Here is a 21,820-nt window from a genome sequence, read left to right as displayed (position 1 = left end):
CCTGCTTCGTCACCCGAACCAGGAGGAAACCATGCCCGAGGTCAGCCGCGTGATCGACGTACCGCCCGACGCCGTGTTCGACGTGCTCGCCGACGGCTGGCTCTACGCCGGCTGGGTGGTCGGCAGCTCCCACATCCGCGACGTCGACGACGACTGGCCGGCGGTCGGCTCCCGGATCCACCACAGCGTGGGCCCCTGGCCGGTGCACATCCAAGACGTGACGGTGGTCCGCGCGGTCGAGCCGGGCCTGTCCCTGTCCCTGGAGGCCCGCGGGTGGCCACTGGGCGCGGCCGCGGTCGGCCTGACGCTGGTCCCCCACGGCGACGGGAAGACGCTGGTCCGGATGAACGAGCACATCGTCCGCGGCCCCGGCAAGGTGCTCCCGGAGGCGGTGCAGGCGCTGATCGCCAAGCCCCGCAACACCGAGTCCCTGGCCCGGCTCGCCGACCTGGCGACCGGCAAGTACGCCCGCGCCCGCCACGGCCACCCCAACCCCTGACCAGGTCGGCTCCCAGCCCGGCCCGCAGCAATCAGCCGCCACTGCTGCGCGCGGGAGCAGTCGTCAACTGGTCCCCTGAGGCCCACGCCTCGACCGTCCCGATCGAACCGCGTAAGCCGGGTCGCGCAGGCCCCCGACCTCAGCCGTAGATCGCGCGGTGTGCCGCCCGGATCACCGCCGCGTACCCACCGCCCAGGACCCCCGCCCTGGCCAGTGCCGCGCGGGCCGCGTTCGCTCCCGGGCCTCCGTGGACCGCTCCGCCCGGGTGGGCCGATGCTCCCGCCAGGTACAGCCGGTCCACCGGGGTGTCCGCGCGGCCCGTCCCCGGCACCGGGCGGAAGAACAGCTGCTGGTGGATCGCCGTCGTGCCCGCGTTGATCGCGCCGCCCACCAGGCCCGGGTTGTGCCCTCCCAGCTCGGCCGGCCCCTGCGCGTAGCGGGCCTTGATCAGGGCCGTGAAGCCCGGTGCGTTGGCCTCCACCGTCTCCTCGATCCGCTTGACCCGCCGCTCCAGCGCCCCGCGGCCCTCCATCGAGCCGCGCGGTACGTGCGTGTACGCCCACGCCGCCTCGGTGCCCGCCGGTGAGCGGGACGGGTCGCTCGTCGTCATCTGGCCGAGCAGCAGGAACGGACGGCGCGGGGTGCGGCCACGGGCGAGCTCGCCGCCGAACGCCGAAAGCCCGTCGAGGTCCGTTCCGAGGTGGATCGTGCCCGCTCCGCGGGCCGCCTCCGCCGTCCACGGGATCGGGCCGGACAGCGCCCAGTCCACCTTCACCGTCGCGCTGTCCCATTCGAACTTGTCCAGGTCTTCGACCAGCCGGGACGGCAGCCACTCCTCCCCCACCAGTTCGCGGTACAGCACCGGCGCGGGCACGTCGGCCAGCACCGCCCTGCGCGCCCGGACCGGGTCACCGGCCGCGTCCCGCACGCCCAGCGCCCGCCCGCCACCGACGAGCACCGACTGCACCGGGCGTCCACAGTGGACGCGACCGCCCCGCGACTCGAGCCGGCGCACCAGCGCTGCGGCCAGCTCGCCGGCGCCACCCTCGGGCACCGGGAAACCCTTGTCCTGCCCGATCATCGCGAGCAGCCAGCCGAACACCGCACTGCCGGCGTTGTCGACGGAAAGGTCGCTGTGCGCGGAATTCCCGGCCAGGAGCAGCTTCGCGCCTTCGCCGGCGAACACCTCGTCACCGAAGCGGCGCGCGGGCAGCGTCAGCATGCGCGCCAGCCGCAAGGCATCACCGGTTCCGGTGCGGCGCAGCAGCTTCAGTGCCGGACGCACCGGCGGGAACGGCGTGAACAGCGCGTCCAGCAACGGCTCGCGGATCTCCTGCCATTGCGCGGACAACTGCCGCCAGGCGGCGCCGTCGCCCGGGGCGAACTCGTCGGCCGACGCGGCCGTGCGGTCGATGTCGCGGGAAAGCACCGCGCAGCGGTCGTCGGGCAGCACGTGCGCGAGCACGTCGGGCGCGTGCCGCCAGCGCAGCCCGTGCTCCTCCAGCCCCAGCCCCCGGATCACCGGTGACACCGCCGAGAGCGGGTAGAACGCGCTGAACAGGTCGTTGCGGAAGCCCGGCTCGGTCACCTCGGCGGTCCGGACCGAGCCGCCGGCGTACTCGGTCGCCTCCAGGACCAGCACCGACCACCCGGCGTCGGCCAGGAGGTTCGCCGCCACCAGGCCGTTGTGCCCGGCGCCGATCACCACCGCGTCGACGGCTTCCGTACTCACTCCGGCCTCCCGGCTGCCTCAGGCTTGCGACTGGTGGCTCGGCCCGACCCGGGTGAGCGAGCGGAGCCGGGCCAGTACCCCGTCGCGGCGCGGCGGGGCCAGGGGCGGGCTCGCCGCCCCCGCGCCCGACCGGAGCCCGGCGACCAGGTCGGCGAGCGCGGCCGCGGCGTCATACCGAGGTTGCCAGCCCAGCGCGGTCTCCGCCAGCGTGGTGTCGGCGAGGGCGGCGCGATCGGCCAGTTCGAGCCAGCCGGGGTGCAGCGGGACCACGCCGCCCAGCCAGGCGGCCCGGGTCGCGAGCTGCACCGCGGGCTTCGGCACCGGCAGGCGGGTTCCCCCGAGGACACCGGCCAGCGCGTCGGCGTCGAGCACCTCCGGCGCGGCGAGGTTGACCGCGCCGGCGAACCCCTGGTCGAGGATCAGCCGGATCGCTTCGGCGACGTCGGTGCTGTGCACGATCTGCGCCCGCAGATCCGTCCACAGCGGAACCGGCAGCCGCCGCCCGCCGACGAGGTGCGCGGGCACGGCCGGGCCGAGCAGCCAGCGCGCGAACTCGCCGGCCGCGGCCCGGTGCAGGATCGCGCACGGACGGATCCGCGCCAGCTTGACCTGCGGGTACTTCTCGCCGAACCGGTCCAGCAACGTCTCCAGCGCGGCCTTGCCACGGCTGTAGGCGCTGCCCGCGATACCGTCGCACGGCCAGTCCTCGGCCACCTTTTCCCAGCGGGGCGCCGGCCCGTAGGCGGCCACGGACGAGGCGACGACGAGGTGCGGCACACCGGCGCCCGCGACGGCGGCGAGCACGTGCCGGGTGCCGTGGTCGTTGGTGCGCCACATCGGCGGGTCACCCCGCTCCGGCGAGATCGCCCACGCCAGGTGCACGACGGCGTCCGCGCCGGCGAACACCTCCGCCAGCTCCTCCTCCGCCCCGGGCAGGCCGACGTCGACGGCCCGCCAGCCCGCGCGGCGGTACGGCTCGGCCGTCGTGTCCGGCAGCCGCCGCGCGAGCCCGACCACGTCGTGGCCGGGCTCGAGCGCGGCCAGCAGCGCCGTCCCGACGTTCCCGGTGGCTCCGGTGATCACGATACGCACCCGGAAGGCTTACCCCGTGTGGCGGCGGTGAAACTCAGACGAGATCGCGCGGGATCCGCTCGTGCCAGTTCCGCGACACGATCCGCCGCGCGCCCTCGTAGGCGTCGAGCTGCGCGTCGACGACGAACTCGGTGTCAGTGCAGGACACCCGGGTGCGGGTCACGCTGCGCGCCACCCAGTCGCCGCGGGCGAAGGTGACGTCCCACGCGGTTTCCGCCACCGGCGAGCCGAAGTCGTCGGCCACCCAGCTGTACCGCTCGCGGACGTCCCGGGTGACCTCCAGGTCGAGGTCGTCGAACCGGACGGTCCCGGCGTTCTTCACGATGTCCAGCGCCGAGCGGTAGTCGACGAGGTCCCGCGAGACGGTCCAGCGCTGCTCCCCCGGTGTCACCGCGGTCACCGCCATCGGCGGCGCGCCTTCGGGTTCGCCGAACGGCCGGGGCGGCAGCTCGTCCGGCTCGGCGACTGGGCGCACCGGCAGCTCCAGCCCGCTGTGTCCGGTGTGGACACTCAGCAGCACCGGCGACGGCGGCGGCCAGGCCAGCGGCCAGTACGAAGTGGACAGTGACAGCCGGATCCGGTGCCCGGCCGGGAAAGCCTGCGCCACGGCGTTCAGCTCGATCTCGACGTCGTACCGCTGCCCCGGCTCCAGCGGCGCCGGCTCGTCGTGCCCGTCGCGGTGGGTCAGGTTGAGCAGCCCGTAGGTGACGCGGGTCGCCCGCCCGTCCGGCGCGACGTCCGAGATCCGCGCCGCGATCATCGCGACCGGCTGGTCGGCCGAGACCTCCAGCCGCACCTTCGGCGAGCCGAGGATCTCGCAGCGCTCGGTGAGCACGTCGGTGTCGAAGACCAGCGACCCGCCGTCCTCCTCGCGCTGGTCGTAGGGCAGGTCCGGCGGGGCGCTGTAGGACGCCCACTTCCCCGAGAACTGCCCCACCGACAGCGGCGACGACACGGTGAGGGCCTCGTCGGGGACGGTCTCGCCGGGCCGCGCGAGCCGGTGCCGGGCCAGCGGCAGCACCTGCGGCTCCACGTGCGGTGACGGCCAGGTCGCCTCCCCGACCCAGCGGCCGGGCCGGTCCTCGTACGACGTCGACGGCGGCACGCTCTCCTGCAGCCACGTGCACAGCATCGGCGCGTCCATCACGCCGTTCTCCTCACCGCGCAGCCAGTGGTCCCACCACTTGACGACCTCCTGGAGGTAGCCGATGGCCGGGCCCGGCTCGCCCAGGTGCGGGTACTTGTGCGACCACGGCCCGATCAGCCCGCGGCGGGGCACGTCGAGGTGGGCCAGCAGCCGGATCACGGCGTTGGAGTAGCCGTCGGCCCAGCCGCTGGAGGCCAGCACCGGCACCTGGACGTCATGGTAGTTCTCCGACACCGACGCGTGCCGCCAGTAGCCGTCGCGGCGCTGGTGGCCGAGCCAGTTGCCGATCCACAGGCTGCAGTCGTCCAGCCGCTCCCGCCACATCTCCCGCCAGCGCTCGCCGACGACGGCCGGGTCGGGCGGCAGGGTGGCGTAGGCGAACATCGTCCCCGACTCGGCGACGTTGTCCGAGAGCAGGCAGCCGCCCATGTAGTGCATGTCGTCGGCGAAGCGGTCGTCGGTGAACGACGAGATCACGATCGCGCGCAGGCTCGGCGGCTTCCGCGCCGCGACCTGCAACGCGGCGAACGCGCCCCAGGAGATCCCCATCATCCCGGTGTCGCCGGTGCACCACGGCTGCCCGGCGATCCACTCGAGGACCTCCTCGGCGTCGAGCTGCTCGCGTTCGAGGTACTCGTCGGCCAGGACGCCCTCGGATTCGCCGGTGCCGCGGATGTCCACGCGCACGCAGGCGTACCCGTGCCCGGCGAGGTAGGGGTGGTGGATCGAGTCGCGGGGCGCGGTGAGGTCGCGCTTGCGGTAGGGGATGTACTCGAGGATCGCCGGCACCGGCTCGGTGTCCGACGAGACCGGCCGCCGGATGCGCGCGGACAGCACGATCCCGTCGGACACCGGGATCCGGACGTGGTCCTCCTCGGTGATGGCACAGGGCAGCGAGGTGACGGCTCGCAAAAGTCGGTTCCCTCCCCGGGGGTTACGGCTGCAGCAGGATCTTCTGGGCGCCGTCCAGCTTCTTCTGGAAGATGTCGTACGCGCGGGGCGCCTCGGTCAGCGGCAGCTTGTGCGTGGCGAAACCCTCGACGCCGAGCGGGTCGCCGTCGCCGGTGAGCACCGGCATGAGGTCGTCGAGCCAACGCCGGACGTTGGCCTGGCCCATCCGCAGCTGGATCTGCTTGTCGAACAGCTCCATCATCGGGATCGGGTCGACCATCCCGCCGTAGACGCCCGACAGCGAGATCGTGCCGCCGCGGCGGACGCTGTCGATGGCCGCGTAGAGCACGCTGAGCCGGTCGATCCCGGCCTTCTCGGTGATCTTCTCCCCCAGCGGCTGCGGGAGCAGCCCGACGAGGGTGTGCGCCAGCTTGCCGACCGGGGCACCGTGCGCCTCCATGCCGACCGCGTCGATCACCGAGTCCGCGCCGCGCCCGTGCGTCAGCTGGCGGATGGCCTCGCCGATTTCCTTGTGGTCGCGCGTGTCGAGCGCGGTGGCGCCGTGCTCGCGGGCCCGGGCGAGCCGCTCGGGCACCAGGTCGACGCCGATCACCTGGCCGGCGCCGCGGTGCCGGGCGATCCGGCAGCTCATCTGCCCGATCGGGCCGAGGCCGAAGACCACGACCGTGCCGCCGTCGGGGACGTTCGCGTACTCGACGGCCTGCCACGCGGTCGGGACGACGTCGGAAAGGTAGACGAACCGCTCGTCCGGCGGCCCGTCCGGGACCTTGATCGGCCCGTAGTGGGCCTGCGGCACCCGCAGGTACTCGGCCTGGCCGCCGGGGACCTGGCCGTAGAGCTTGGTGTAGCCCAGCAGCGCCGCGCCCTTGCCCTGCTCGCGGACCTGGGTGGTCTCGCACTGCGACTGCAGGCCGCGCTCGCACATCCAGCAGTGACCGCAGGAGATGTTGAACGGGATCACCACGCGGTCACCGGGCTTGATGTGCGTGACCTCCGGCCCGACCTCCTCGACGACGCCCATCGGCTCGTGGCCGAGGATGTCACCCTCGGTCATGAACGCGCCCAGCACCTCGTACAGGTGCAGGTCCGAGCCGCAGATCCCGGTCGAGGTGATCCGCACGACCGCGTCCGTGGCTTCCTCGATCTTCGGGTCCGGCACCTCCTCCACGCGGACGTCGCGCTTGCCGTGCCAGGTCACTGCCTTCATGGCTCTCCCTCTTCCGCGGACGGGGTCTCCGTCCCGGCTTCCCGGGAGCGGCGGGAGCCAAACTCAGGTGATCAGGTCGGCGACCAGGTAGACGGCGGCGGCCACGGCCGCGGCGGCCGGGAAGGTCAGCACCCAGCCGAGCACGATGTCGCGCGCGATCCCCCAGCGCACCGCCGACAGCCGGCGGGTCGCGCCGACGCCCATGATCGCGGCCGTGATGACGTGCGTCGTCGAGATCGGGGCCTTCACCGCGAACGCCGTCACGTACAACACCGACGACGCCACCGACTCCGCGACGAACCCGTGCGGCGGGTCGAGCGGGAAGACCCGCCTGCCGAGCGTCCGCATGATCCGCAGGCCACCCGAATAGGTGCCCAGCGACAGGGCCCCGGCGCAGGCCAGGGTCACCCACAACGGCACCGAGAACGTCGACTGCTCGCCGGCCGCCACCAGGGCCAGCACGATCACGCCCATGCCCTTCTGCGCGTCCTGCAGGCCGTGGCCGAGCGCCAGCGCCGAGGCGGAGACGATCTGGAACCGGCGGAACACCCGGCCGCTGCGGTGCGGGTTCGCCCGCCGCAGCAGCCACAGCGCGGCGACCATCGCCAGGTAGCCCAGCCCGAGCCCCAGCAGCGGCGACGCCACCATCGGGATCAGCACCTTCTCGGCGATCCCCGCCCAGTGCACGGTGCTCGCCGCGGCCAGCGCCGCGCCGACCATCCCGCCGATCAGCGAGTGCGAGGACGACGACGGGAGCCCGAAGTACCAGGTGATCAGGTTCCAGGTGATCGCCCCCAGCAGCGCGGCGAAGACCACGGTGAGCGCGTCCGGCCCGGCCGGGACGTCGATGATCCCCTTGGCCACTGTCGCGGCGATGCCGGTGGACAGCAGCGCGCCCGCCAGGTTCATCACCGCCGCCAGCACGAGGGCCGCGCGCAGGGTGAGCGCCCGGGTCGACACCGCGCTGGCGATGGCGTTGGCCGCGTCGTGGAACCCGTTGGTGTAGTCGAAGACGAGCGTCAGCACGATCACGGTGACCAGTGCGGCGGTCCCCGTCACTCAGGACTCCTTGACCGCGATGGTCTGCACCACGTCGGCCAGGTGCTCGAACCCGTCCGCGGCCAGCTCGAACTGCTCGACGACCTCCTTGGTCTTCAGCACCTCGAGCGCGTCCCCGCCCGGCTCGAACAGGTGGGCCAGTATCCGCCGGTAGACGCGGTCGGCCTCGTTCTCCAGCTCGTTGATCTCGATCCAGAACGGCTCCAGTTCGCCCACCTTGGACAGTCCGGGCATCGCCGCCGCGGTCAGCTCGGCGGCTCGGCAGAGCACGCGGAGCAGGACGTCGGTCCCGGGCGGGAACGCCCCGATCCGGTACAGCACGGCCAGGTCGGCCGCGGTGTCCATGAAGTCCAGTACGTCGTCGATCTTGGCGGCGAGGGCCTGGATGTCCTCGCGGTCGAACGGCGTCACGAACGAGCTGTTGAGCTCCACCATGATCGTGTGCGTCAGCTCGTCGCCCTGGTGTTCGACTTCGTGCAGGCGTTTCGCGATCGGTTCCCGGTCGCCCGGGTCGGCGGCCACGAGTTCCCTGAGCAACGCGGTCCCGGCGACGAGGTTCTTCGCCGCTTCGGCGAGGAGGTCGAAAAACCGGGTGCCCCGTGGGGTGAAGCGCATGGATGTCCCTTCGTCGCGCACGCCCGTCCGGGGCCGGGTACCCCGTCCGGCCGTACGTTTAACGGCCGATCTCCGGGAAACCAGGAGTCATGACCGATCCCGGATCCCGGCGCCTGAGAGTACTGCTCTGGCACGTGCACGGCTCGTGGACCGACGCTTTCGTCCGCGGCCGCCACGACTACCTCCTGCCCGTCTCCCCCGACGGTGCGCCCTGGGGCCTCGGCAAGGCCGGGCGGAACTGGCCTTCCGCGACCGAGGTTCCGCTGGACCGGCTGGCCGAGGCCGAGCCCGACGTCGTCGTGCTGCAACGCCCCGAGGAGCTGGAATTCGCCGCCCGCCTTGGCGTGCCGGCCGTCTACGTGGAACACAACGCGCCCCGGCCGTACGCCGCGTCCAGCGAGCACCCCCTCGCCGGCCGGTCCGACATCACCGTCGCGCACGTGACCCACTTCAACGCGGCGATGTGGGACTGCGGCCGCGCGCCGGTCACCGTCGTGCCGCACGGCATCCCCGATCCGGGGCCGCGCTACACCGGCGAGCTCGCAGCCGGGGTGTCGATGATCAACGAGCCGGTGCGCCGGGAGCGCGTCACCGGCGCCGACCTGCTCGGCACGCTCGCCGGGCAGACCCCGGTGGACGTGTTCGGCATGGGCACCGAGGAACTCGGCGCGCCGCTGCGGGGCCTGGGCGACGTCCCGGCGCCGAGGCTGCACGACGAGATCGCCCGCCGCCGCGTCTACCTGCACACCGCCCGGTGGACGTCGCTGGGACTGTCCCTTTTGGAGGCCATGCACCTGGCGATGCCGGTCGTCGTCTTCGCCGCCACCGAGGCGGTCGAGGCGGTGCCTGCCGACGCGGGCGTGCTGTCCACCGACGTCTCCGTGCTGGCGCGGGGCTTCCGCGAGCTGCTGAACGAGCCCGACTTCGCGGCGCTCGCCGGCAAGAACGCCCGCGAACACGCCCTGAAGCACTACGGGCTCGACGCATTCCTGACCGCTTGGGACCACCTCCTCGCCGAGACGGCCCGCTGACCTGTGAAGGGAACGCCTCACCGATGAAGATCGCGATGGTGTCCGAGCACGCCAATCCCCTCGCCGCGCTGGGCGAAGCCGACGCCGGCGGCCAGAACGTGCACGTCGCGGAGCTGTCCGCCGCGCTGGTGCGCGCGGGTCACGAGGTCACCGTCTACACGCGCCGGGAGAGCCGCGACGAGCCGCCGGAGGTGCGGACGCCGCAGGGCTACCGCGTCGTGCACGTGCCCGCCGGCCCGGCCCGCAAGGAGCCGAAGGACCACCTCCTGCCCTACATGGGCGAGTTCGGCAGCTTCCTGCGGGACCGGTGGGCGATCGAGCAGCCCGACCTGGCGCACGCGCACTTCTGGATGTCCGGGCTGGCGACCTCGCTGGCGGCGAGCGCGACCGGGACGCCGGTGGCCCAGACCTTCCACGCGCTGGGCGTGGTCAAGAAGCGCTACCAGGGCGACCAGGACACCAGCCCGGCCGACCGGATCCGGCTGGAGCGGATCATCGGGCGGCAGGCCGGGCGCGTGATCGCCACCTGCTCCGACGAGGTCTTCGAGCTGTCCCGCCTCGGCGTGCCGCGGTCCCGGATCTCGATCGTGCCCTGCGGCGTCGACCTCGATCGCTTCTCCCCCGACGGGCCGGTCGCCCGCCGCCGCCTCCCGCACCGGCTGGTCGCCGTCGGACGGCTGGTCCCGCGCAAGGGGTTCGACATCGCGATCACCGCGCTGGCCCAGCTGCCGGACACCGAGCTCGTGATCGCCGGTGGCCCGGAGCGCGGGAAGCTGTCCCAAGACCCCGAGGCGGGTCGGCTGCGGCAGCTCGCCGAGCGGCTCGGCGTCGGCGACCGTGTCCGCTGGCCGGGCCAGGTCTCACGCGACGAGATGCCTGCCCTGCTGCGCTCGGCCGACGCGGTCGTGTGCACCCCGTGGTACGAGCCGTTCGGGATCGTGCCGCTGGAGGCGATGGCCTGCGGTGTCCCGGTGGTGGCGGCCGCGGTGGGCGGCCTGACCGACACGGTGGTCGACGGCGTCACCGGCCTGTTGGTCCGCCCGCACCAGCCGAAGGAGCTGGCGTCCCGCGTCCGGCGGCTGATCGACGACCCGGCGCTCTGCCACGCCTACGGCACCGCGGGCCACGACCGGGCGGTGGCCCGGTACTCGTGGGACCGCGTCGCCGCGGACACGCTCCGCGCGTACCACAAGCTGGTCCCGGAAACCGCGATCACGGCCGAGGCCCGCTGACCCGGAGGGTCGGTCCGCGTACCGGAAGGGTCGGCTCGCGTACCTGGACAGTCGGTTCGTGAGCCGACCCTCCAGGCACGCAGGCCGACCCTCCGGGTACGCAGGCCGACCCTTCCGGTTCAGCCCACGTAACGACGGGCCTTCGACTCCCGCTGGGGTGCTTCCAGCAGGCGCAGGCCGTGCTCGACGTGCGGCGGGACCACCCGGCGGTCCCGGACCACCCAGGGCAGGCCGCGGGCCACGTCCAGCAGCGCTGCCGCCGTGGCCCGGTCCCGGGGCGCGGTGCGCAGCACGTCACGGCCGCGGCGGAAGACCGCGGGCCAGGGGCGGCGCAGCAGCAGTGTCCACAGCGTGTTGCGGATGCCAAGGCGGCGGCGGTGCCGCGGGTCGCGCAGCTTGGACGGCGCGTGGTGGATCACGACGTCCTCGGCCCAGCACATCCACCAGCCCCGCGCCGCGAGGTCCAGTGCGAACAGCTCCTCCTCTCCCCCGAGCCACATCCGGGTCGAGAAGCCGCCGACCTCGCGGAACGCGCTGACGCGCACCGCCGTCAGGCCCGCCATGATGCCGAGCAGCGCCGGCCCCGGCAGCCAGTCCGGGCCCGGCACGGGCGACTCGCGCAGCTCCGGCGTGATCGGGTCCTCGGCCAGGCCGGGCTCGACCAGGCAGCGCCCGGTCACCGAGCCGAGGCCGGGGAACTCGTCCAGCAGGTCGGCGGCCCGGGTCAACGCACCGGGCTGCCACGTCGTGTCGTCGTCGCAGAAAGCGACGTACGGGGTCGTCACCTCCTCGACGGCGACGTTGCGGGCCACCGCACCCAGGTTCTCCGCGAGCCGGAACAACCGGACCTCGGGGAACTCCCGGGCGACCATGTCGGCCGTCCCGTCCGCGGAACCGTTGTCGGCGACGAACAGGGGCGCCGCGTCCGGCAAGGACGTCATGTGCGCCAGCGTCTCGCGCAACTGCTCGCGGCGGTTGCAGGTGATGATCACGACCGAGATTCGCGCCATTCGGCGGTCCTTTCCAGAGTCCGGGCCTGGTGTTCGACGTGGGCGGGCAGGACACGCCGGGAGCTCAGCGCACGCGGCAGCCTCGGGACCGCGCCCAGGACGGCGCCGGGCGCCTGCACGAGTGTCCGGGCCACCTCGCGACGGCAGACGCGCGGTGGCCGCCGCAGCACGGCGATCAGCAGCCGGTTGCGGAGCTCGGCCCGGCGGCGCCACGCCGACGGCGGCCGCGACCGGGACGGGTGGTGGTGGGCGCGCAGGTGCCCGACGTAGCAGACCTCCCAGCCGCGTGCGGCCAGGTCGTAGGCCAGCAGCTGTTCCTCGGCGCCGAAGTGCAGCAGCGGGCTGAAGCCGCCCACCTGCAGGTACGCCGAGCGCCGCACGATCGCGGAGCAGGCCAGGAAGCCGAGCACCAGCGGCCCGGGAGCACCGTCGGGGTGGCCGAGCGGGCTGCGCTCCATCTCCGGCGTCACCGGGTCGTCCCGGCACTCCGGGCCGACGAGGGTGCGCGCGGCGAGCAGGCCGGTCCGCGGGTGCTCGTCGAAGATCCGCTCCGCCTCGGTCAGCGCGTCGGGCGCCCACCACGAATCGTCGTCACTGAAGGCGACGTACGGTGTTTCGGCCGCGATGACGCCGAGGGTGCGCGCGGCCGCGCCGAGGTTCTGCGGCAGGCTGATCACCCGCACGGATCCGTGCCGCCGGGCGACCTCGGCCGTGTCGTCCCCGGAGGCGTTGTCCAGCACGACGACCGGCGGTGGCGGGTCCAAAGAGGACAGCTGGGTCAGGGTGCGGGCCAGCTCGCCGGCGCGGTTGCGGGTGGCGATGACGACGGTCGTGCGCGCGCTCACCGCGATCCCACCAGCTCGGCCACCAACGCGGCCAGCGACGGCGGGTGCGCGGGCGGGCGCACCGGCGCCGACAGGCACCACTTGAGCCGGGCGTCGAGCAACGCCGGGTCGGCGACTTCTTCGGCGGCCACCACCGGCCAGTCCAGTGCCTTGCCCTGCGCGGTCACCTTGCCGCCGCCGGCCACCGGGTCGACGGCGAGCACCGGCACCCCGGCCTTGAGCCCGAAGACCAGGCCGTGCAGCCGGGTCGTCACCACGGCGTCCATTTTGGACACCAGGGCGGCGAACTGGTCCGGGGTCGCGCACCGCTCCCAGTCCTCGTGCGCGAGACGGGTGTCCAGCGGCACCCGGGCGCAGTCCAGCCCGGCGAGCCAGCCGGTCAGTGCCGCGTGGACGTCGTCGTGCCGTCCCGCGTCGCGGTACTCCGGCTGGTGCGGCGCCAGGATCACCCCCAGCACCGGAGCGGGTGACACCGGCGCCCCCAGCGCCAGGTCGAGTTCGGCGGTGCTGCCGTCGTCGCGCGGCAGCACCCGGTGGAAGCCCGTCACCGCCGGGTCTTCGGCGTCGGGGACGGACACGCCGACCGCGATCCGGCGGCAGGACGCGTAGCGCTCGTGCAGTGAACGCACCTGCGGCCCGTGGACCGGGCCGCAGACGAAGACGAGGTGCGTGTAGTCGTCGGGGGGCGCGTCGGGCAGGTGCAGGGTGCCGGGCCGGAAGCCGGGGCTCCACGCGACCGAGTGGTCGATCCCCGCCTCCGCCAGCGCCGTACCGGCCGCGCGCAGGCTCAGGACGTCACCCGCCGTCGCTTCGCCGTGCAGAAAACTGGCCCAACCGGTGAGCAGAACTCGCATGGTCGGGACGCTTACCCGCTCACCACCCCCTTACACGGTTTTGCGGCCACCGGCGCCGGGTAGCCGCCTCGGCATGACGGATCCGGGAGTGACCAGGCGGTTCGGGCGTGCGGTGGTGACCGGGGGTGCCGGCTTCGTCGGCGCCCACCTGTGCGAGCTGCTGCTCGAAGAGGACATCGAAGTGATCGCCGTGGACAACCTGGTGACGTCTTCGGCGGACACCCTCGACCACCTGCGCCGCCACGAGCGGTTCCGGTTCGTGCGCCACGACGTCACCCAGCCGATGCCGCTGAACTGCGAGACCGACGTCGTGTTCCACCTGGCCTCGGCCGCGTCGCCCCGCGACTACCTCGCGCTGCCGATCGAGACGTTGCGCGCGGGCTCCCACGGCACCGAGAACGCGCTCGAACTGGCCCGCCGCACCGGCGCCCGGTTCGTGCTCGCCTCGACCAGCGAGGTCTACGGCGATCCGCTGGAACACCCGCAGCAGGAAGGGTATTGGGGCAACGTCAACCCGATCGGGCCACGCAGCGTCTACGACGAAGCCAAGCGCTACGCCGAAGCGCTGACCTCGGCCTACCGCCGCGAATACGAAGTCGACACGGCCATCGCGCGGATCTTCAACACCTACGGCCCCGGCATGCGCGCCCACGACGGCCGGATGATCCCCGCCTTCCTCGACCAGGCGCTGAAGAACGAGCCGATCACCGTCACCGGCACCGGGGAACAGACCCGGTCCATCTGCTACGTCGAGGACACCGTCCGCGGGCTCCTCGCGCTGGCCCGGTCCGGCCACCCCGGGCCGGTCAACATCGGCAACCCGCACGAGCTCACCGTCCGCCAGGTGGCCGAGCGGATCAAGGAGATCACCGGGTCGAGCTCGCCGATCGAGCCCATCGACGCCGTCGTCGACGACCCGCAGCGCCGCTGCCCCGACATCACCCTCGCCCGCGACGCCCTCGGCTGGGAACCGAAGGTCGACGCCGACGACGGTCTCCGTCGCACTGCGGCTTGGTTCCGCCGGGCGCCGTCGCGCTGAGTAGCGACGCCCAGGCCTTTTGCGCGCCATCGTTTATCAACGACTTCGCCGGGTAGCGCTATAGGCGAGAGCGGGCCCTGCGAGTCCGCACCGAAACGCCAGAGGCAGGTCGATGCGCATACTCGGGATCAACGCCGTCTTCCACGACCCCGCCGCAGCGCTGGTGGTGGACGGGGAGATCGTCGCCGCGGCGGAAGAGGAACGGTTCAGCCGCCGCAAGCACGGCAAGCAGGCCGTGCCGTTCTCCACGTGGGAACAGCCCGCCCAAGCCGCCGCTTGGTGCCTGGAACAAGCCGGACTGTCCGCGAAGGACCTCGACGCCGTCGGGTACTCCTACGACCCCGCGCTGGTCGAGCCGGGCCTGCCCGGCCACGACCCCAGCGGCGAGGAGCTGCGGACGGAGTTCGCCAGGCGCGCGCCCCTGTTCCTGAAGTCCGCCTTGCCCGGGCTCGACCCCGGCATCGTCAAGTTCGTCCGGCACCACGTCGCGCACGCCGCGTCGGCCGCGCTCGCCGCGCCGTTCGGCGACTGCGCCGTGCTCGTCGCCGACGGGCGCGGGGAGAGCACGTCCTACCTGGCCGGTGAGTACCGCGACGGCCGGTTCAAGGAGCTGGCGGCCCAGAAGCTGCCGCACTCGCTCGGCCTGCTCTACGAGGACCTCACCGAGCACTGCGGGTTCGCGCGGTCGAGCGACGAGTACAAGGTGATGGCGCTCGCCTCCTACGGCACGCCGGAGTTCCTCGACGAGCTCTGCGAACACGTCCACGTCACCGGCGACGGCGGCTTCCGCGCCGCCGGCGTCAACCTGGCCGATCTGGCTCCGCGCCGCGAAGCGGGCGAAGAACTCACCCGGCGGCACGCGGATCTCGCCGCCAGTGTCCAGAAAGTCCTCGAAGACATCCTGCTGGAGCTGACGGACTGGCTGCACGAGTCGACCGGCCAGCGCGACCTGGCGCTGGCGGGCGGCATCGCGCTCAACTGCGTCGCCAACACGCGGCTGCACGCCGAGGGCCCGTTCGACCGGATCTGGGTGCAGCCCGCCGCCGGGGACGCGGGCACCGCGCTCGGCGCCGCGCTGCAGCTGGCCGCCGACGCCGGGGAACGCGGCGCGCCGATGGGCGACGCCGGCCTCGGCCGCGGGTGGACCGACGACGAGCTCGAAGAAATCCTGATCAAGGCCAAGCTGCCCTACGAACGCCCGGACGACCTCGCCGAGACAGTGGCCGAAGCGCTGGCGAACGACGAAGTGATCGCCTGGTTCCAGGGCCGGGCCGAATTCGGCCCGCGGGCACTGGGGCACCGGTCGCTGCTGGCCCACCCGGGCCGTAAGGCGAACCTGGAGCGGCTCAACGACGTGAAGGGCCGCGAGCAGTTCCGCCCGGTGGCGCCGATGGTGCGGGCCGAGCGGGCGGGCGAAATCTTCACGCGCGGCCCGCTGCCGAGCCCGTACATGCTGTTCGTGCACGACGTCGCCGAAGACTGGCGCGACCGCATCCCCGCCGTCACGCACGTCGACGGCACGGCTCGTGTGCAGACCGTCGAGGACCGCGAAGACCCGGTCCTGGCCCGGATGCTGGCCGCGTTCGAGCGCCGGACCGGTCTGCCGGTCGTGATCAACACCAGCCTCAACACCGCGGGCCGCCCGATGGTCGACTCGCCGCGGGACGCCCTCGAGTGCTTCGGCTCGGCCCCGATCGACCTGCTCGCGCTGGGGCCGTTCGTGCTCCGGCGGCCCCGTCCCACCCGAACCGGCGCGGCGTCGCCGGAGAAGAAGGAGGTGCCGTGATGGAAGACCATCTCGCCGCGCTGGCCGAAGCCGCCGGCCGGGCCCGCGAATCCGCGCCCAAGATCCTTGCGTGGGGCCGGCACCTCGCCGGCGTGTTCGAGGCCGGCGGCAAGCTGCTCGCCTGCGGCAACGGCGGCAGCGCGGCCGAAGCCCAGCACCTGACCGGCGAGCTCGTCGGCCGGTTCCGCGACGACCGGCGGCCGCTGTCGGCCATCGCGCTGCACGCCGACACCTCGGCGACCACGGCCATCGTCAACGACTACGGCGACCACGAGGTCTTCGCCCGCCAGGTGCGGGCGCACGGGCGGCCGGGTGACGTGCTGGTCTGCCTGTCCACCAGCGGCACCAGCCAGAACGTCGTCGCCGCGGCGAAAGCGGCGCACGAACTCGGCGTGACGACGTGGGCGCTGACCGGGCCCGCGCCGAACCCGCTCGCCGCCCTGTGCGACGACGCCGTGACGGTCGAAGCGCCCAGCGTCGCGACCGTCCAGGAGATGCACCTGGCGCTGGTGCACGGCCTGTGCGCGGCGCTCGACGACGCGCTCGGGGTGACCGCGTGAAGCCGCTGGTCGTCCTGGGCGACACACTGCTGGACGTCGACGCCGAAGGCACCGCCGAGCGGCTGTGCCCGGAGGCGCCGGTCCCGGTGGTCGACCTGACGGCCCGGCGCCGCCGCCCCGGCGGGGCCGGTCTGGCCGCGCTGCTGGCCGCGCGGTCCGCGGCCGAGGTCGTCCTGGTCACCCCGCTCGGCGACGACGAAGGCGGCCACGCGCTCAGCGGGCTGCTGGAACCGGACGTCACCGTGCTGCCGCTGCCGTTGCGCGGCACGACGGTGTGCAAGACCCGCGTCCGCGCGGGCGGGCAGTCGTTGCTGCGCCTGGATTCCGGCGACGGCACGGCGACCGCCGACCCGCTGCCCACCCGGGTGCAGGAGGTACTGGAAGACGCCGGCGCGATCCTCGTCGCGGACTACGGCCGCGGCCTGACGCGCAACCCGGACGTCCGGCGGCTGCTGCGGGAGCTGGCCGAGCGGATCCCGGTGGTCTGGGACCCGCACCCGCGCGGCGCGCAGGCGGTACCGGGCACGCGGCTGGTCACGCCGAACCTGGCGGAGGCCCGCGCGGTGCTGGCCGGGCACGAGGAACCGCCCGAGCTCGCCAAGCTGCTGCGCGGCCACTGGCACGCCGACGCCGTGGCCGTGACCGTCGGGTCCGCCGGGGCGGTGCTCGCCGACGGCCTCGGCGAAACCACCGTCCCGGTCCCGGCCGCGGCCCGGACCCCTGGCCACACCGCGCCCGACACGTGCGGGGCGGGCGACCGGTTCGCCGCCGCCGCCACCGCGGCCCTGCTCGGCGGCGCGGACACGACCGAAGCCGTGGTGACGGCGGTCGAGGCGGCCGCCCGGTTCGTCGCCGCCGGCGGCGCGACCGCGCTGTCCACCGACGACGGCCCGGCGCCCGACCCGCAGCCGGCGACCGACGCCTTCGGCCTCGCCGAACGGATCCGCGCCACCGGTGGCAGGCTGATCGCCACCGGCGGCTGCTTCGACCTGCTGCACCCCGGGCACGTCAGCCTGCTGCGGCAGGCCCGCGCCCTCGGCGACGCGCTCGTGGTGTGCCTCAATTCCGACGCTTCGGTGCGGGGCCTCAAGGGCCCCGGCCGCCCCCTGGTCCGTGACCGCGACCGGGCCCGGCTGCTCACGGCGCTGTCCTTCGTGGACGCGGTCGCCGTCTTCGACGAACCGTCGCCCGCCGCCGTCCTGGCGAAGCTGCGTCCGGACGTGTGGGTCAAGGGCGGTGACTACGCCGAGGCGGACCTGCCCGAACGCGAAGTCGTCGAACGGCACGGCGGCGAAGTCGTGCTCGTCCCGACCGTGCCCGGTTACTCGACGTCGCGGCTGGTCGCCGCGGCGGCCGGTGCCTGACCCCCCTCCGACATTCGAAGGAGTGCGATGCGACCCCTCGGCAACGTCCTGATCACCGGTGGCGCGTCCGGCCTCGGCGCCGCCACCGTCGACGCCGTCCGCAAGGCGGGCGGCACCCCCTACGTCCTCGACCGCGTCCGCCCCGACGACCCGGCCGAGTACGTCGAAGCCGACCTCACCGACACCGCCGCGACCGAAGCGGCGGTCCGGGAACTCGCCGAGCGCGCGGGTGGCCTGGACGGCGTCTTCACCGCCGCCGGCACCGACGCCTGCGGGCCGCTCGGCGAAGTGTCCACAGAGGACTGGGAGCGGGTCGTCAAGGTGAACCTGTTCGGCACGGCCGCGGTGATCCGCGCCGCGCTCCCCTACCTGGAACGTTCGCACGGCACGGTCGTCACCGTGGCGTCCACGCTGGGCATCAAGGCGGTGAGCGACGCGACCGCCTACTGCGCCTCGAAGTTCGGCGTCGTCGGCTTCACCCGCGCGCTCGCCGCCGAGCTCGCCGGACGTGTCGGCGTCACCCTGCTCGTGCCCGGCGGGATGTGGACGCACTTCTTCGACGACCGCACCGACCAGTACAAGCCGCCACCGGACGCGAAGCTCAACCAGCCCGAGCACGTCGCGAACACCGTCGTCTTCGCACTGCAGCAGCCGCCCGGCGCCGAAGTCCGCGAGATGGTCGTGTGCGCGTCCGAGGAGGGGTCGTGGCCGTGAGCTCCGCGGTCCTCGTGCTGCGCGCGCTCGGCGTCGGGGACCTGCTGACCGCGGTCCCCGCGCTGCGGGCCCTGCGGGCGGCGTACCCGGACGACCGGCTGGTGCTGGCCGCGCCGGAGCAGCTGCGCGACCTGGTCGAGCTGATCGACGCCGTCGACGAGCTGCTGCCGACGCCCGGGCTCGGCGAGCTCGCCTGGCCCGGGCCGCCGCCGCGGCTGGCGGTCAACCTGCACGGCAGCGGCCCGGAGAGCGTCCACGACCTGCTGGAGGCCGACCCCGCCGAGCTGCTGACCCACCGCCACCCCGACTTCCCCGACGTGCCCGGCCTCGAGTGGCGCGACGACGTGCACGAGGTCGACCGCTGGTGCCGGCTCGTCGAGTACGCCCACCTGGAAGCCGATCGCTCGGCCCTGCACCTGCCCGTGCCACCGGGCCCGAGCCCGGCCCCGGTCGCCGTCGTGGTGCACCCGGGTGCGGCGTTCCCGGCCCGGCGCTGGCCACCGGAGCGGTTCGCGACCGTCGTCCGTGACCTGGCCGCGGACGGGCACCGCGTGGTGCTCACCGGCAGCGCCGCCGAGCGCGACCTGGCGATTTCGATCGCCGAAGCGGCCGGACTCGGCGACGACGCCGTGCTGGCCGGGCGCACGGACCTCGCGGAACTGGCCGCGCTGGTGGCCGGAGCGGCACTGGTCGTCTGCGGCGACACCGGCGTCGGGCACCTCGCCACGGCGTTCGGCACACCGTCGGTGCTGCTGTTCGGCCCCACGCCACCGCGCCTGTGGGGACCGCCGCCGTCCGCGCGGCAGCACGTCGTGCTCTGGGCGGGCAACGTCGGCGACCCGCACGGCGAGGAGCCGGACGGCGGGCTGCTGCTGCTCGGCGAGGAGCGCGTGCTGGCCGCGACGCGTTCGGCGCTGGAAATGCGGGTGGCCCATGGGTGAGCACATCGGGATCGTCGGCGCGGGCTACGTCGGCTTGACCAGTGCCGCCTGCTTCGCCCGGCTCGGGCACCGCGTCACCTGCGTGGACGCCGACGGGTCCAAAGTGCACGAGCTGGGCCGGGGCGAGGTGGCCATCGCCGAACCCGGCCTCGCCGAGCTGGTCGGCCAGGGGCTGGCCGACCGGACGCTGAGCTTCACCACCGCCCAGGCCGAGCTGTACGGCGCGGATCTCGTCTTCCTGTGCCTGCCCACCCCGCCCGCCGCGGACGGCCGTCCCGACCTCGGCGTGCTCGAACAGGTCGTGCCGCAGCTCGGCCGGCTGCTGCGGCCCGGCAGCGTGCTGGTCACCAAGTCGACGGTGCCGGTCGGCACCGCGGCGCGGCTGCCCCACCTGCTGGGCCGCGACGACCTGCCCGTGGTGGCCAACCCGGAGTTCCTCCGGGAAGGCCACGCCGTCGAGGACTTCCTGCACCCGGACCGGGTGGTGGTCGGCACCGACCCGGCGGCTTCACCGGCGGCGCACCGGGTCGCGCGGCTGTACGAGCCGACCGGCGCCCCGGTGGTGGCGACCGACTCGGCCAGCGCGGAACTCGCGAAGTACGCGAGCAACGCGTTTCTCGCGGTGAAACTGTCCTACGTGAACGTCCTGGCCGAACTGTGCGAGCAGTTCGGGGCGGACATCCGCGAGGTGTCGCGGACGATGGGCCTCGACGCCCGGATCGGCCCCGGCTTCCTCGCCCCCGGCCCCGGCTGGGGCGGTTCGTGCCTGCCGAAGGACACCTCGGCCCTGCTGCACGCGGCCGAGTCGGCGGGTGTCGACTTCGGCATCCTGCGGGACGCGGTCCGCGTCAACGCCCGGCAGCGCGCCCGGGTGGTCCGCGCCGTGCGGCAGGCGGTGACCGGGTCACCGGCGGGGTCACTCGCCGGCGCCCGCATCGGGTTGCTGGGCCTGGCCTTCAAGGCGGGCACCGGCGACCTGCGCGACTCCCCCGCGCTGGCCGTGGCCGACGACCTCGCCCGCGCGGGTGCCGAGCTGACCGCGCACGACCCGGCCGTCGGGTGCGTGCCCGGCGCCGCCGCGCTCCAGGTGGTCGACGACCCGTACCTGGTGGCCAAGGACGCCGCGGCGCTGGTCGTGCTCACCGAGTGGCCCGAGTTCCGGGACCTCGACTGGGCCCGGCTGGCCGCGTCCGCCGACCGCGCGGTCGTCGTCGACACCCGCAACCTGCTCGATCCCGCCGCCCTCGCCGAGGCGGGGTTCGCCCACCTCGGCGTCGGCACCCATCCCCGGAGGCAGTCATGACCCTGCGCGTCCTCGCGCTGACCTGCACGCTCAAGCCGTCACCGGCGAAGTCGAGCAGCGACCTCATCGCGCGGCAGCTGCTCGAGGGGTTCGCCGAACGCGGCGCGACGGGCGAGGTGGTCCGCGTGGTCGACCACGATGTCCGCCCGGGTGTCGAGGCGGACATGGGCGACGGCGACGCGTGGCCGGACATCCGGCGGAAGATCGCCGCCGCCGACGTCCTGCTGATCGCCACCCCGACGTGGGTCGGGCACATGTCGAGCGTGGCGCAGCGGGTTCTGGAACGCCTCGACGCCGAGCTGTCCGAAACGGACGGCGAAGGCCGCCCGGCGATGTTCGGCAAGGTCGCGGTGGCCGCGGTGGTGGGCAACGAGGACGGGGCGCACAAGATCATCGCCGACCTGTTCCAGGCGCTGAACGACGTCGGCTTCACGGTGCCGGCCCAGGGCGCGACCTACTGGAACGGCGAGGCCATGCAGGGTGGCGACTACCAGGACCTCGACGAGACGCCGAAGGCCGTGGCTTCGACGAACGCGACCCTGGTCCGCAACGCCGTCCACCTGGCGAACGTGCTACGCGAACAGCAGTATCCGGCCGAGTGACTAGTCCGTTCGAGTGACATCGCTGCGCCGGAAGAGTGTGGCGCACGCCACGGGGTAACCAGGCGGGACCTTCGATCCTCGTCAGGGGGCCCCGCCATGCCGAACCGCGTCATGATCAGCCGTGACAGCAAGCCCATCCCGTGCGAAGAGTGCGGACTGCCCACGTTGCACGTCGCCCGGCTCGTGTCGGGCGACGGCACGTTGCTGGGCCAGACGATGGTGTGCACGGCCTGCCGCCGGCACCGTTCCGACGCCGACGCCGTCGCCATCCAGTAG

21 protein-coding genes are annotated in these 21,820 nt (G+C 73.7%); 12 read left to right on the top strand and 9 right to left on the bottom strand.

Annotated features, from left to right (window positions below):
* The first annotated feature begins 31 nt into the window (after window positions 1-31).
* A complete protein-coding gene (locus tag ABZX11_RS35075) occupies window positions 32-499 on the top strand; it encodes an SRPBCC family protein (RefSeq protein ID WP_354921344.1) in 468 nt (155 codons plus the stop codon).
* 139 nt (window positions 500-638) lie between these two features.
* On the opposite strand, the gene ABZX11_RS35070 is transcribed toward ABZX11_RS35075, so the two are convergent.
* From ABZX11_RS35070 to ABZX11_RS35045, 6 genes are all read right to left on the bottom strand, one after another.
* Window positions 639-2,231 carry an NAD(P)/FAD-dependent oxidoreductase gene (locus ABZX11_RS35070; protein ID WP_354921341.1) on the bottom strand — a complete coding sequence of 531 codons (1,593 nt, stop codon included), beginning with the start codon at window positions 2,229-2,231 and terminating at the stop codon, window positions 639-641.
* Window positions 2,232-2,249: 18 nt separating this feature from the next.
* Window positions 2,250-3,323 (bottom strand): NAD-dependent epimerase/dehydratase family protein, encoded by a 1,074-nt coding sequence (locus tag ABZX11_RS35065; RefSeq protein ID WP_354921338.1) that lies wholly within the window; start codon window positions 3,321-3,323, stop codon window positions 2,250-2,252.
* 34 nt (window positions 3,324-3,357) lie between these two features.
* A complete protein-coding gene (locus tag ABZX11_RS35060; RefSeq protein ID WP_354921335.1) occupies window positions 3,358-5,382 on the bottom strand; it encodes a CocE/NonD family hydrolase in 2,025 nt (674 codons plus the stop codon).
* Between the two features lie 22 nt (window positions 5,383-5,404).
* Complete coding sequence (locus ABZX11_RS35055) at window positions 5,405-6,589, bottom strand: zinc-dependent alcohol dehydrogenase (RefSeq protein WP_176169970.1); 1,185 nt, start codon at window positions 6,587-6,589, stop codon at window positions 5,405-5,407.
* A gap of 63 nt (window positions 6,590-6,652) precedes the next feature.
* A complete protein-coding gene (locus ABZX11_RS35050) occupies window positions 6,653-7,648 on the bottom strand; it encodes an inorganic phosphate transporter (RefSeq protein ID WP_176169971.1) in 996 nt (331 codons plus the stop codon).
* Window positions 7,649-8,263, bottom strand: a complete 615-nt coding sequence (locus ABZX11_RS35045) for a DUF47 family protein (RefSeq protein WP_176169972.1) — start codon at window positions 8,261-8,263, stop codon at window positions 7,649-7,651.
* Window positions 8,264-8,352: 89 nt separating this feature from the next.
* On the opposite strand from ABZX11_RS35045, the gene ABZX11_RS35040 reads away from it, so the two are divergent.
* Entirely contained in the window at window positions 8,353-9,294 is a 942-nt protein-coding gene (locus ABZX11_RS35040) for a glycosyltransferase (protein ID WP_354921330.1), read from the top strand.
* Between the two features lie 23 nt (window positions 9,295-9,317).
* A complete protein-coding gene (locus ABZX11_RS35035) occupies window positions 9,318-10,526 on the top strand; it encodes a glycosyltransferase family 1 protein (protein ID WP_354921327.1) in 1,209 nt (402 codons plus the stop codon).
* 119 nt (window positions 10,527-10,645) lie between these two features.
* Here ABZX11_RS35035 and ABZX11_RS35030 read toward each other — a convergent pair whose 3' ends face one another.
* Genes ABZX11_RS35030 through ABZX11_RS35020 form a run of 3 tightly spaced genes read right to left on the bottom strand, consistent with a single transcriptional unit; the run spans window position 10,646 to window position 13,235 of the window.
* Window positions 10,646-11,536: a glycosyltransferase gene (locus ABZX11_RS35030; RefSeq protein ID WP_354921324.1), complete on the bottom strand. Its 891-nt coding sequence runs from the start codon at window positions 11,534-11,536 to the stop codon at window positions 10,646-10,648.
* A complete protein-coding gene (locus ABZX11_RS35025) occupies window positions 11,515-12,381 on the bottom strand; it encodes a glycosyltransferase (protein ID WP_176169976.1) in 867 nt (288 codons plus the stop codon). The genes ABZX11_RS35030 and ABZX11_RS35025 overlap by 22 nt, the downstream gene beginning before the upstream one ends.
* Window positions 12,378-13,235: a polysaccharide pyruvyl transferase family protein gene (locus tag ABZX11_RS35020; protein WP_354921321.1), complete on the bottom strand. Its 858-nt coding sequence runs from the start codon at window positions 13,233-13,235 to the stop codon at window positions 12,378-12,380. Before ABZX11_RS35020 ends, ABZX11_RS35025 begins: the two co-directional genes overlap by 4 nt.
* Window positions 13,236-13,308: 73 nt before the next feature.
* Here ABZX11_RS35020 and ABZX11_RS35015 point away from each other — a divergent pair, with 73 nt between their 5' ends.
* From ABZX11_RS35015 to ABZX11_RS34975, 9 genes are all read left to right on the top strand, one after another.
* Window positions 13,309-14,274, top strand: a complete 966-nt coding sequence (locus tag ABZX11_RS35015) for a UDP-glucuronic acid decarboxylase family protein (RefSeq protein ID WP_354921318.1) — start codon at window positions 13,309-13,311, stop codon at window positions 14,272-14,274.
* 112 nt (window positions 14,275-14,386) lie between these two features.
* Complete coding sequence (locus ABZX11_RS35010) at window positions 14,387-16,060, top strand: carbamoyltransferase C-terminal domain-containing protein (protein WP_354921315.1); 1,674 nt, start codon at window positions 14,387-14,389, stop codon at window positions 16,058-16,060.
* Window positions 16,060-16,620, top strand: coding sequence for an SIS domain-containing protein (locus ABZX11_RS35005; RefSeq protein WP_176177666.1), 561 nt, complete (start codon window positions 16,060-16,062; stop codon window positions 16,618-16,620). The genes ABZX11_RS35010 and ABZX11_RS35005 overlap by 1 nt, the downstream gene beginning before the upstream one ends.
* A complete protein-coding gene (locus tag ABZX11_RS35000) occupies window positions 16,617-17,984 on the top strand; it encodes a PfkB family carbohydrate kinase (protein WP_354921312.1) in 1,368 nt (455 codons plus the stop codon). Before ABZX11_RS35005 ends, ABZX11_RS35000 begins: the two co-directional genes overlap by 4 nt.
* A gap of 27 nt (window positions 17,985-18,011) precedes the next feature.
* Window positions 18,012-18,698, top strand: coding sequence for an SDR family oxidoreductase (locus ABZX11_RS34995; RefSeq protein ID WP_354921309.1), 687 nt, complete (start codon window positions 18,012-18,014; stop codon window positions 18,696-18,698).
* Window positions 18,689-19,639: a glycosyltransferase family 9 protein gene (locus tag ABZX11_RS34990; protein ID WP_354921306.1), complete on the top strand. Its 951-nt coding sequence runs from the start codon at window positions 18,689-18,691 to the stop codon at window positions 19,637-19,639. Before ABZX11_RS34995 ends, ABZX11_RS34990 begins: the two co-directional genes overlap by 10 nt.
* The gene (locus ABZX11_RS34985) at window positions 19,632-20,942 is read left to right on the top strand and encodes a UDP-glucose/GDP-mannose dehydrogenase family protein (protein ID WP_354921303.1); all 1,311 of its coding nucleotides are present in this window, start codon (window positions 19,632-19,634) and stop codon (window positions 20,940-20,942) included. The genes ABZX11_RS34990 and ABZX11_RS34985 overlap by 8 nt, the downstream gene beginning before the upstream one ends.
* Entirely contained in the window at window positions 20,939-21,544 is a 606-nt protein-coding gene (locus tag ABZX11_RS34980) for an NAD(P)H-dependent oxidoreductase (RefSeq protein ID WP_354921300.1), read from the top strand. Before ABZX11_RS34985 ends, ABZX11_RS34980 begins: the two co-directional genes overlap by 4 nt.
* A 96-nt stretch (window positions 21,545-21,640) precedes the next feature.
* Window positions 21,641-21,820 (top strand): hypothetical protein, encoded by a 180-nt coding sequence (locus tag ABZX11_RS34975; protein ID WP_176169985.1) that lies wholly within the window; start codon window positions 21,641-21,643, stop codon window positions 21,818-21,820.

It is taken from the genome of Amycolatopsis sp. NPDC004169 (genome assembly GCF_040610315.1).
GTDB lineage: Bacteria > Actinomycetota > Actinomycetes > Mycobacteriales > Pseudonocardiaceae > Amycolatopsis.
The sequence above is the reverse complement of the archived record's forward strand: the minus strand, read 5'-3'. Positions and strand labels throughout refer to the sequence as shown.